Source organism: Streptomyces sp. NPDC002643 (assembly GCF_053592555.1).
Genome location: NZ_JBSFVY010000005.1, coordinates 378,240 through 390,002 on the forward strand (window position 1 = coordinate 378,240; position 11,763 = coordinate 390,002).

The 11,763-nt window shown below is 71.5% G+C and carries 8 protein-coding genes; all 8 read left to right on the top strand.

What is annotated here, in order from left to right; translation table 11 throughout:
* Positions 1–437 precede the first annotated feature (437 nt).
* The 8 genes from ACWD4G_RS10500 to ACWD4G_RS10535 all read left to right on the top strand — a co-directional run bounded on the left by ACWD4G_RS10500 (position 438) and on the right by ACWD4G_RS10535 (position 11,752).
* On the top strand, positions 438–1,952 hold the full coding sequence (locus ACWD4G_RS10500; protein ID WP_451292234.1) for a flavin monoamine oxidase family protein: 1,515 nt from the start codon (positions 438–440) through the stop codon (positions 1,950–1,952).
* Positions 1,949–5,251, top strand: coding sequence for a ferritin-like domain-containing protein (locus ACWD4G_RS10505; protein ID WP_451292236.1), 3,303 nt, complete (start codon positions 1,949–1,951; stop codon positions 5,249–5,251). The genes ACWD4G_RS10500 and ACWD4G_RS10505 overlap by 4 nt, the downstream gene beginning before the upstream one ends.
* Positions 5,252–5,324: 73 nt before the next feature.
* The gene (locus ACWD4G_RS10510) at positions 5,325–6,584 is read left to right on the top strand and encodes a cytochrome P450 (RefSeq protein ID WP_451292238.1); all 1,260 of its coding nucleotides are present in this window, start codon (positions 5,325–5,327) and stop codon (positions 6,582–6,584) included.
* Positions 6,585–6,614: 30 nt separating this feature from the next.
* Positions 6,615–7,442, top strand: coding sequence for a methyltransferase domain-containing protein (locus tag ACWD4G_RS10515; protein WP_451292240.1), 828 nt, complete (start codon positions 6,615–6,617; stop codon positions 7,440–7,442).
* A 19-nt stretch (positions 7,443–7,461) separates the two neighbouring features.
* Positions 7,462–8,889 carry an NDP-hexose 2,3-dehydratase family protein gene (locus ACWD4G_RS10520; protein ID WP_451292242.1) on the top strand — a complete coding sequence of 476 codons (1,428 nt, stop codon included), beginning with the start codon at positions 7,462–7,464 and terminating at the stop codon, positions 8,887–8,889.
* A 1-nt stretch (position 8,890) separates the two neighbouring features.
* Entirely contained in the window at positions 8,891–9,895 is a 1,005-nt protein-coding gene (locus ACWD4G_RS10525; RefSeq protein ID WP_451292243.1) for an NAD-dependent epimerase/dehydratase family protein, read from the top strand.
* A 71-nt stretch (positions 9,896–9,966) separates the two neighbouring features.
* Positions 9,967–11,076: a DegT/DnrJ/EryC1/StrS family aminotransferase gene (locus tag ACWD4G_RS10530; protein ID WP_451292245.1), complete on the top strand. Its 1,110-nt coding sequence runs from the start codon at positions 9,967–9,969 to the stop codon at positions 11,074–11,076.
* Positions 11,077–11,131: 55 nt separating this feature from the next.
* On the top strand, positions 11,132–11,752 hold the full coding sequence (locus ACWD4G_RS10535) for a dTDP-4-dehydrorhamnose 3,5-epimerase family protein (protein WP_451292247.1): 621 nt from the start codon (positions 11,132–11,134) through the stop codon (positions 11,750–11,752).
* Positions 11,753–11,763 lie beyond the last annotated feature (11 nt).

Below are 11,763 nucleotides of genomic sequence, written 5' to 3' on the forward strand. Positions count from 1 at the left end.
GTGTCCCGGTGCCGGGGTGGTAGCGATCAACACGCGCGTCAACGTCGCCTCCGCAAGGGGTCTTGTGATCACCGATCGCGCCGGCCGGCCCGAGGCACCCATGGGCCCCGGGCGACCGGTCACGCACGTCAGCATCACCTCGCCGGAGGGTCTGAACGGCGCCTCGGGGAAAACCCCGCGCACTCGCGCAGGATGACGCCGCCGAGCCGCCCCGATCACCACGGCGGACGGCCCCTCGAACCATTCACGCGCAGGTCCGCCGGGGGATACGGACGCGGGTCCGCCCTACGAAGAATTGCCGTTGAGCGATCCCGGCATCGCCCTGAGCCGGATTTCGGGAAAGGCACCGCGTTCATCCCGCACATGCCCCGGTTCATCCCGCACATGCCCCGGCCCCTGGACCCCGGCCCTTGGATTTCGCGTACTGGAGGAAACCTGTGACGGCACCCTTGCAGGACAGTGACGGGCCGGACGACGCCATCGGCGGACCGAAGCAGGTCACCGTCATCGGCGCCGGTATCGCCGGTCTGGTGACGGCCTATGAACTGGAACGCCTCGGACACCACGTCCAGATCATCGAAGGCAGCCATGAGATAGGCGGCCGCATCCACACCCACCGCTTCTCCGACGCCGGCCGGCCCGGCCCGTTCGCCGAACTGGGCGCGATGCGCATCCCCGCCGGACACCGGCTGACCATGCACTACATCGCCGAACTCGGACTGCAGAACCAAGTGCGGGAATTCCGGACGCTGTTCTCCGACGACGCCGCCTATCTGCCGAGTTCCGCCGGATACCTCCGGGTCCGCGAGGCACACGACACCCTGGTCGACGAATTCGCCACCGGACTGCCGAGCGCCCATTACCGCGAGGACACCCTGCTGTTCGGCGCCTGGCTGGACGCCAGTATCCGGGCCATCGCCCCACGCCAGTTCTACGACGGACCGCACAACGACATCGGTGTGGAACTGCTGAACCTCGTCGACGACATCGATCTGACGCCCTATCGCTGCGGCACCGCCCGCAACAGGATCGATCTGCACGCCCTGTTCGCCGACCACCCCCGTGTACGGGCGTCCTGCCCGCCCCGGCTCGAACGCTTCCTCGACGACGTGCTGGACGAGACCAGCTCCAGCATCGTGCGGCTCAGGGACGGCATGGACGAACTGCCCCGCCGGCTCGCCTCCCGTATCCGGGGGAAGATCTCCCTGGGCCAGGAGGTCATCGGCATCGACGTACACGACGACACCGTGACCCTGACCGTCCGACAGGGCCTCAGGACGGTCACCAGGACCTGCGACTACGTCGTGTGCACCATCCCGTTCACCGTCCTGCGGAAGATACGGCTCACCGGCTTCGACCAGGACAAGCTGGACATCGTCCACCAGACCAAGTACTGGCCTGCGACGAAGATCGCCTTCCACTGCCGTGAGCCCTTCTGGGAGAAGGACGGCATCAGCGGGGGCGCCTCCTTCACCGGCGGCCATGTCCGCCAGACCTACTACCCGCCCGCCGACGGCGACCCCGCCCTCGGCGCGGTCCTCCTCGCCAGCTACACCATCGGCCCGGACGCCGAGGCCCTCGCCCGGCTGAGCGAGGCCGAACGCGATGCCCTGATCACCAAGGAACTCAGCGTGATGCACCCCGAGTTGCGCAGGCCCGGCATGGTCCTCTCCGTCGCGGGCCGGGCCTGGGGCGCCCGCCGATGGTCCTGGGGCGCCGCCACCGTTCGCTGGGGCCAGGAAGCCGCGCTCCGCGAGGCCGAGCGACGCGAGGCCGCCCGACCGCAGAAGGGCCTCTTCTTCGCCGGCGAGCACTGCTCGTCCAAGCCCGCCTGGATCGAGGGCGCCATCGAGTCCGCGATCGACGCCGCCCACGAGATCGAGTGGTACGAGCCGCGCGCCAGCCGGGTCTTCGCCGCCTCCCGTCCCAGCCGCTCGGACCGGTCGGCGTGAGCGTCTTCGACCTGCCCCGGCTGCACTTCGCCGGCACGGCCACCACCCATCTGCCCACGGGCGCCCGCAGCGGCCTCGTCGACCTGGCCACCAACACGGCCCTCACCGCCGACGGCCGGCCCTTCCCGGCCCACCGGCCGCCCGCCGAGTACCACGACCACCTCGACCGGCTCGGCCCCCGCTACGACGCGACCGGGCGCCCGGCGCCCGACGGGCCCTTCAGCGCGGCCAAGGGCGAGGACTTCGCGGGCAACGGACACTTCGCCGTCGACGCCCGGATCGTCGGCGTCGAGTGCCGGGCGGGCGAACCCGACACCGCCGACCCCGTGGTCGGACGGGGAGTCGACATGTGGGGGCACTACAACGCGTACCTCGCCACCACCGTCAACCGCGCCCGCGTCTTCGACCTCGACCCGGCCTCCGAGTGGACCACGACCCTCATGGTCGGACAGTTCGCCTTCGGACGCGACGGCCGCTCCCACGACATCGGCTACATGGCCACCGGCGCCGTCCAGGGCTTCCACCCGCCGAGGTGGCACAACGCCGGTCATGCCGGAGATCTCGGCGAAGCCGAAGGGCACTGGCCGGCGCGATGTCTGCGCCGGTCCGTGGTCCACCAGTTCGTCGTGCCCGAGGACGACGAACTGACCTGGTTCGACGGGGCGGACCTCTCACCGGCCGTACGGCGACTGCGGGACACGGTGGCCACGGAGGGGTTCGGCGGTCTCGTCGTACAGTTCGCGCTCAGTCCCCCGGCCGCCCCCGAGTCCCCCGACCGCCCTGGCCGTTGGCGACTGCGCGGAACCATCGCCCCCTGGCGCCCGCACGAGCCCCGCACCTACCCGGCGGGACGGCTGCTGGTGCCGGGCCGCCGGGCGACCGAGGGTACGGAAGCGGCACACCGGGCGACCCGTGGGCCGCACAACGCCACCGTCCAACTGACGGACGAGCACGTCACGTTCAACATGATCACCGCGCTGCCCACATCCGGACGGTTGGGACCCGAGTTCGCACCGCTCGACCTCGGCGACCTCGAACTGCGCACGGCGAACTCCGATCGGCTGGTCGCCCGGGTGCCCCGGCACGCCTACCTCGGGGAGGCGTACGCGCTGGCCGGCGGGCTGGTCACCGTGCCCGTCGAGATGCCCGCGCACGAGGCCGCCGAGGAGGCGCTGCACCTGGTGGGCACCGGCCCGGACGGCCCGGTGGTCCACCTGCGGGAGAAGGAGATCAACGTCCAGGCCGACGACGCCTCCCTCGTCCTGGAGCACCCCCGGGACACGGCCGACGCGGAGTACGACGTCGAGGTGCTCGTCCGGTCCTTCGTACGGGGCCGCCCGGCCGCCGTCGACGACATCGGCGTACGGCAGTTCTTCAACCCCCGGGCGCTTCCCCGCGATCCGATCGCGAGCGACCCGGCGGCCCGAGCGTCCGACGTGGACATCGTCCGGGTGCGGGCGGGACGACGGGGCGACGACGGGCCATGGGCGAGTGGTTGCCGCCTGGGCACGGACGACGACGGCCGGGGCCGGCTCACCCTGCGGGGCGCTGCGGCCGGTACCGCCCGGGTCCTGCTGTCCACCGGACCCGACGACCTGCCGTGCGACCCGGACGCGCCGGGCTCCGCCGCCCTCGCCCACGACCAGGACGACACCCTCGGCTACTGGTCCGGCGCCGGATATCTGTCGGTGCGGGTACTGCCCGACGACTGGCGGCTGGCCGGCATCGGCGCGGACGAGGTGACCTTCGACCTGGTCTACCGGGAGGTCTTCGCCTACTACGAGCACGTCCACTCGTTCATGAAGGCCGAGGTCTTCAGCCTCGCGGACCGCTGCAAGGTGGAGACGTACGCCAAGCTGATCTGGCAGATGTGCGACCCGCGCAACAAGGCGAAGACGTACTATATGCCGCCCACCCGGGAGTTGTCCGAACCCAAGGCCCGACTCCTGCTGACGTACCTGCGGGCCCAGCAGAAGCCCGACGAGGTACTGATGACGGTGCCAGGGGTGGCCGGGCGCGGCGGCCGGAGGATCACCACACGCGGCCGACTCGTCGAGGTGCTGCGCGACGCCGCCGCGATCGAACTCGCCGTGATGCTCCAGTACTTGTACGCCGCCTACTCGGTACCCACCCACGGCGCCGGCGCGGAGTACGTACGACGGGGCCTGTGGACGCCCGAACAGGTGCGGCTCGCCTGCGGCGACGGCGGGGAGACCCTCGACGAGAGCATCCGCAGCATGCTGCTGAACATCGCCCGCGAGGAGATGATCCACTTCCTCCTCGTCAACAACATCCTCATGGCGGTGGGCGAACCCTTCCACGCGCCCCGGATCGACTTCGGCACCGTCAACCACGAGCTGGCCGTCCCGCTGGACTTCGCCCTGGAGCGGCTGGGCCCCGGCAGCGTGGAGCGGTTCGTCCAGATCGAACGGCCCGAGGACCTGGTCGACGACGTACGGCGCGGCGACGGCGGTCCGGCGACCCCCGCCGCGTACGACGAGCGGCACCCGTACGCCTCGCTGAGCGAGCTGTACGCGGACATCCGGGAGGGGCTGGGATGCGTCCCGGACCTCTTCCTGGTGGACAAGGGCAGGGGAGGCGGCGAACACCATCTCTTCCTGCGGGAGTCCCTCAACCGGCGTCACCCCGACTACCAGCTCGAAGTCGACGATCTCGCGAGCGCGTTGTTCGCGATCGACGTCATCACCGAGCAGGGCGAGGGCGGGGTCCTCGACCCGCGCACCGACGAGACGTCCCACTACCACGCGTTCCTGCGCATCTCCGACCTGCTGCGCAGCGCCCCGACCATCGGCGGACGGCCGGGCGGCGAACGCTGGAACCCGGCCTACCCCGTCGTACGGAACCCCACGCTCGGGCACGGGAACCCGGCGATGGAGACGGTCACCGACCCCGACGCCCGCGCCGTCATGGAGCTGTTCAACCGCGCCTACTTCATGGCGTTGCAGCTGATGGCCCAGCACTTCGGTGAGTGCCCGGACGCCAGTCTGCGGCGGTCGGACCTGATGAACGGGGCGATCGACATGATGACGGGGCTGATGCGGCCGCTCGCGGAACTGCTCGTCACCATGCCGTCGGGGCGCCGGGGCATGACCGCCGGACCGTCGTTCGAACTGCCCGAGCGGCCCGCGCCCGTGGCCCGGCCCGACGTGGCCCGACGCGGTATCGCCCGCCGCCTCGACGACCTCGCGGCGGAATGCGCCAAGCATCCCGTCGTCCCCACCCGGGTGGGGGAGATGAGCGCCTTCTGGGCCGACCACTTCCGCCCACCGAGCCGCTAGCGGCCGATCGCATTCGACGGCCGAGCCGCCGGTGCGGCCGAGCACTTCCGACCGAAGGAACCGAAGGAGACGCATGCCATCCGCGACGCTGCCGCGGTTCGACCTCATGGGCTGGGACAAGGAGGACATCGCCCACCCCTACCCGGTGTACCGGCGCTACCGGGAGGCCGCACCGGTCCATCGCACCTCGTCGGGGCCCGGAAAACCGGACACCTACTACGTGTTCACCTACGACGACGTGGTCCGCGTGCTGTCCAACCGGCGGTTCGGCCGCAACGCCCGCGTGGCCTCCGGCGACACCGGCTCCGACACCGCGCCCGTCCCGATCCCGGCCGAGCACGAGGCGCTGCGGACCATCGTCGAGAACTGGCTGGTCTTCCTCGACCCCCCGCGCCACACCGAACTGCGGTCCCTGCTCACCACCGAGTTCTCCCCCTCGATCGTCACCGGTCTGCGCCCCCGCATCACCGAACTCGCGCACGAACTCCTGGACCAGCTCCGAGCACACCGCCGACCCGATCTCGTCGAGGGCTTCGCGGCGCCCTTCCCGATCCTCGTCATCTCGGAACTGCTCGGCATCCCCGCGGAGGACCACACCTGGCTGCGCGCCAACGCGGTGGCCCTCCAGGAGGCCAGCACCACCCGGTCGCGCGGCGGCGAAGGCTACGCACGCGCCGAGGCGGCGTCACGGGAGTTCACCCGTTACTTCCGGCGCGAGGTGGACCGGCGCGGCGGCGACGACCGCGACGATCTGCTCACCCTCCTCGTCCGCGCCCGGGACACCGGATCGCCGCTGAGCGTGGACGGCGTCGTCGGCACCTGCGTCCATCTGCTCACCGCCGGCCACGAGACCACCACCAACTTCCTCGCCAAGGCCGTCCTCACCCTGCGCGCCCACCCCGACATCCTCGAAGAGCTGCGCACCACACCGGAGTCGACGCCGGCCGCCGTCGAGGAGCTGATGCGGTACGACCCGCCCGTCCAGGCGGTGACGCGCTGGGCGTACGAGGACACCCGGCTCGGCGGCCACGACATCCCGCGCGGCAGCCGCGTGGTCGCCCTGCTGGGCTCGGCGAACCGGGACCCGGCGCGCTTCCCGGCCCCCGACGTCCTGGACGTCCACCGCACCGCCGACCGGCAGCTGGGCTTCGGCCTCGGCATCCACTACTGCCTCGGCGCGACCCTGGCCCGCGCCGAGGCCGAGATCGGCCTGAGGGCCCTGCTGGACGGCATCCCCGCCCTCGGCCGAGGCGCCCACGAGGCCGAGTACGCCGACGACATGGTCTTCCACGGCCCGACCCGACTCCTCCTCGACCTGCCCGACCCCGCGTGACCCCCTTCGTTCAAGCAGGAAGGCACAGCCATGACGCAGCAGCCCGACACCACCGCCGACTCGGTCGGTGAGGTGTACGACCAGTTCGCCGACGCGGGCGCCGGCACCGCCATGGGCGGCAACATCCATGTGGGGTACTGGGACGACGACCCCGAGGTGCCGATCGCCGAGGCCACCGACCGGCTCACCGACCTCGTCGCCGAGCGCCTCGCGCTCCGCCCGGACCGGCAACTGCTGGACGTCGGCTGCGGCATCGGCGTACCGGCCCTCAGGATCGCCGGGGCGCACGACGTACGGGTCACCGGGATCACCGTCAGCCAGCAGCAGGTCACCGAGGCGGCCGAGCGGGCGGTGGGGTCCGACGCCGGGGGCCGGGTCTCCTTCCGGCTGGCGGACGCCATGGACCTCCCCTTCGAGGACGCCGCCTTCGACGGCGCCTTCGCCATCGAGTCGCTGCTGCACCTGCCCGACCAGACGCCCGCGCTCAAGGAGATCCACCGTGTCGTCCGCCCCGGTGGCCGGCTCGTCATCGCCGATCTGTGTCAGCGTCAGCCGTTCACCGGCGACGACAAGGCCGTACTCGACGGGATGCTGCGGATGTACGAGATCGCCGGGATCAACACCCCCGACGAGCATCGCGCGCGGCTGGCCGAGGCGGGCTGGGAGCTGCTGGAGCTGACCGACATCGGTGAGCGGGTCCGGGCCAGCTACGGGCACGCCGCCGCCGCGTTCCGGGGCCTCGCCGGGGCTCTCGACGCCGGGGCGGCACGGCGGATGAACGCGGCGGCCGACCTGATGGAGGCCTTCGGCGGGCATCCGCACACCGGTTATGTCCTGATCACCGCGCAGCGGTCCTGACCGGACGGGGAGACCTGTGATGGCTTCTGGGGTCGGCCCAGCGCTCGCCCGCGCCACCGTCGTACGCCCGCGTGAGGACCGTGCGACGGCCGATCGTGTCGCCCTGTCCGCCGCGACCGCGACCGGAGCCCGGTCGCGGACCGAAGAGGTGCGTGCCTGGCTGGCCGAGCGGCGCCGCGCGCATGTGTTCGAGGTGGCGCGGATACCGTTCGCGGAGCTTCGGCAGTGGCGGTTCGAGGAGGGCACCGGCAATCTCGTGCACCGCAGCGGGCGGTTCTTCACCGTCGAGGGCATGCATGTCGTCGAGTCGGACGGACCCTCGGGTGACGGCCCGTACCGGGAGTGGCAGCAGCCGGTCGTCCGCCAGCCCGAAGTGGGCATCCTCGGCATCCTCGCCAAGGAGTTCGACGGAGTGCTGCACTTCCTGATGCAGGCCAAGATGGAGCCGGGCAACCCCCATCCGCTCCAGCTCTCCCCGACCGTGCAGGCCACCCGCAGCAACTACACACGGGCCCACCGGGGCACGGACGTCAAGCTCATCGACCACTTCTTCCGGCCCGACCCCGACCGGGTCCTCGTCGACGTCCTCCAGTCCGAGCAGGGCTCGTGGTTCTACCGCAAGTCCAACCGCAACATGATCGTCGAGACCGTCGACGACGTACCCGAACTGGACGACTTCCGCTGGCTCACCCTCGGCCAGATCGCCGAACTGCTCCACGAGGACGACCTGGTCAACATGAACGCCAGGACCGTGCTGTCGTGCGTGCCGTACCGGGACACCACCCCCGGAGCGCTGCTGTCCGACACCCAACTCCTGTCCTGGTTCACCGGAGAGCGCTCCCGGCACGACATACGCGTGGAGCGCGTCCCGCTCGCCTCCGTGCGCGGCTGGAAGCGGGGCGTCGAGGCGATCGAGCACGAGGACGGCCGCTACTTCAAGGTCGTCGCCGTCTCCGTGAGGGCCGGCAACCGCGAAGTGGTCGCCTGGGACCAGCCGTTGCTCGAACCCGTCGGTCTGGGGATCACCGCGTTTCTCGTACGCGAGATCGACGGCGTACCCCATGTCCTGGTCCACGCCCGGGCCGAGGGCGGCTTCCTGGACACCGTCGAGCTGGCCCCGACCGTGCAGTGCACACCCGGCAACCACGCCCATCTGCCCCCGGAGTACCGCCCGCCGTTCCTCGACACCGTCCTCGACGCCCCGCCCGAACGCATCCGCTACCAGGCCGTCCACTCCGAGGAGGGCGGACGCTTCCTCAACGCCAGGAGCCGCTATCTCCTGGTCGACGCCGACGAGGTCCCGCTCGATCCGCCGCCCGGCTACACCTGGGCCACCCCGGGCCAGCTCAGGGCGCTCACCCGGCACGGCCACTACCTGAACGTCGAGGCCCGCACGCTGCTGGCCTGCATCAACGCAACGGCGGCCCGGCCGCGAGGAGGGCAGTGACATGGAGGAGGACAGCGACATGAGGGACACCCCGCTGATCACCGTGCTCGGTGCCTCGGGCTTCGTCGGCTCGGCCGTCAGCCGTGCGCTGGCGGCCCGGCCCGTCCGGCTCCGGCTCGTGTCCCGACGGCCCTGCGCACCCGCCCCGGGCGCGGCCGAGACCGCTGTCGTCACCGCCGATCTCACCGACCGGGCAGCGCTCGCCGAGGCGGTCGAGGGCTCTGACGCGGTGATCCATCTGCTGCTGGGGGAGGGCGGCTGGCGGGCCGCCGAGTCCGACCCCGGGGCCGAGCGCGTCAACGTCGGCGTCATGCGCGACCTCGTCGACGTACCGCGTCCCGTGCCCGCCGACGGAACACCCCCGCTGGTGGTGTACGCCGGTGCGGCCTCGCAGGTCGGGGTGCCGCCCCGGGAACCGCTCGACGGCAGCGAACCCGACCGCCCCGAGACCGCCTACGACCGGCAGAAACTGGCCGCCGAACACCTCCTGCTCAAGGCCACCGCAGAGGGCCGGGTACGCGGCATCGGTCTGCGGCTGCCCACCGTGTTCGGCGAGAGCACGGCACCCGGCGCCGGTGACCGGGGCGTCGTGTCGGCCATGGCGCGGCGGGCCCTCGACGGGCGGACGCTCACCATGTGGCACGACGGCACCGTGCGCCGCGACCTGGTCCATGTCGACGATGTCGCGGCGGCGTTCACGGCCGCCCTCGACCACCCGGACGCCCTCGTCGGCGGCCACTGGCTGATCGGCGCGGGCCGGGGCGACGCGCTCGGCGACGTCTTCCGGCTGATCGCGCTCACCACGGCCGATGCCCTGGGGCGGCCCCCGGTCGACGTGGTCTCCGTCGAACCGCCCGCGCACGCCCCCGTGACCGACTTCCGCAGCGTCACCCTCGACTCCTCCGCGTTCCGCGCGGCCACCGGCTGGCGGCCCCGGATCTCCCTGCCCGAGGGAGTGCGCCGCACGATCACCGCCCTGGCCCGGGAGCGGGCCGAGAGCCGGTGACGGCGGCGCCCCCGACCCCCACCCACCGAAAGGCGTACGGCCGTGCGCCGCAGTACTGGAAAGGCTGGACGATGACCACGCGTGTATGGGACTACCTGGCGGAGTACCGGGCCGAGCGGGCGGACATCCTCGACGCCGTCGAAACGGTCTTCGACTCGGGCCAGTTGGTGCTCGGCGCGAGTGTGCGCGGCTTCGAGGAGGAGTTCGCCGCCTACCACGGAGTGGACCACTGCGTGGGCGTCGACAACGGAACGAACGCGATCAAACTCGGTCTCCAGGCGCTCGGCATCGGCCCGGGCGACGAGGTGATCACGGTCTCCAACACCGCCGCCCCCACCGTCGTCGCCATCGACTCCACCGGCGCCACCCCCGTCTTCGTCGACGTCCGCGAGGACGACTTCCTCATGGACACCGACCGGATCGAGGCGGCGCTCACCGAACGCACCCGCTGCCTCCTCCCGGTCCATCTGTACGGCCAGTGCGTCGACATGGCCCCGCTGAAGGCGATCGCCGACCGGCACGGGCTGGCCGTCCTGGAGGACTGCGCCCAGGCCCACGGCGCCCGCCAGGGCGACACCATGGCCGGCACCACCGGTGACGTGGCCGCTTTCTCCTTCTACCCGACCAAGGTCCTCGGCGCCTACGGCGACGGCGGCGCCACCCTCACCCGCGACGCCTCCGTCGCCGAACGCCTGCGGCGCCTGCGCTACTACGGCATGGACGACCGCTACCACACCCTTGAGACCCCCGCCCACAACAGCCGTCTCGACGAACTCCACGCCGAGATCCTCCGCCGCAAACTGGGGCGCCTCGACACCTACATCGCGGGCCGCCGCGCCGTCGCCCGGCGCTACGCCGACGGCCTCGCCGACACCGGCCTCGTCTTGCCGCGCACCGTCCCCGGCAACGAGCACGTGTACTACGTGTACGTCGTCCGCCACCCCCGCCGCGACACCATCATCGAGCGCCTCAAGGCCTACGACATCCACCTCAACATCAGCTATCCGTGGCCGGTCCACACCATGACGGGCTTCGCCCACCTCGGCTACGCCAAGGGCTCGCTCCCGGTCACCGAGGCGCTGGCCGGCGAGATCTTCTCGCTGCCGATGTACCCCTCGCTCGCTCCCGACCTCCAGGACAAGGTCATCCACGCCGTACGCGAGGTGCTCGCCACGCTGTGACGCCCCGTCAACTCCGCTCTCCCACCGAGTCGTTCACCGAGTCACTGGAGCAGAAGTGAAAGCACGCCCGCTCACCGTCGAGGGAGCCATCGAGTTCACCCCGCGCGTCTTCCCCGACGACAGGGGCAGGTTCGTCTCGCCGTACCAGGAGGCCGCGTTCACCGAGGCCCACGGCGCCCCGCTCTTCCCCGTCGCGCAGACCAACCACAGCGTGTCCCGGCGCGGTGTCGTACGCGGTGTCCACTACACGGTGACACCGCCCGGCACCGCCAAGTACGTCCACTGCGCCCGGGGCCGGGCCCTGGACATCGTCGTCGACATCAGGGTCGGCTCGCCCACCTTCGGCCGCTGGGACGCGGTGCTGATGGACCAGCGGGAGCATCGGGCCAGCTATATCCCCGTCGGGGTCGGCCATGCGTTCGTGGCGCTGGAGGACGACACCGTCATGTCGTACATGCTCTCCGAGAGCTATGTCGCCGAGCACGAACTCTCCCTGTCCGTCCTCGATCAGGTCCTCGGGCTGCCGATCCCCACGGACATCGACCCGATCCTCTCCGAGCGCGACCGCGCGGCCGTCACCCTCGCCGAGGCGCGGGAGCAGGGCCTGCTGCCGGACTTCGCCCGCTGCCAGGAGATCGAGCGCGGACTCGTCCCGACGACGAGGCCCGGGGCGTAGGCCGGCACCTG

Bases quoted from the DNA above. Each gene is read 5' to 3' on its own strand.
- ACWD4G_RS10515 (WP_451292240.1), top strand. From the start codon at position 6,615: ATGACGCAGCAGCCCGACACCACCGCCGACTCGGTCGGTGAGGTGTAC.
- ACWD4G_RS10520 (WP_451292242.1), top strand. From the start codon at position 7,462: ATGGCTTCTGGGGTCGGCCCAGCGCTCGCCCGCGCCACCGTCGTACGC.
- ACWD4G_RS10525 (WP_451292243.1), top strand. From the start codon at position 8,891: ATGGAGGAGGACAGCGACATGAGGGACACCCCGCTGATCACCGTGCTC.
- ACWD4G_RS10510 (WP_451292238.1), top strand. From the start codon at position 5,325: ATGCCATCCGCGACGCTGCCGCGGTTCGACCTCATGGGCTGGGACAAG.
- ACWD4G_RS10530 (WP_451292245.1), top strand. From the start codon at position 9,967: ATGACCACGCGTGTATGGGACTACCTGGCGGAGTACCGGGCCGAGCGG.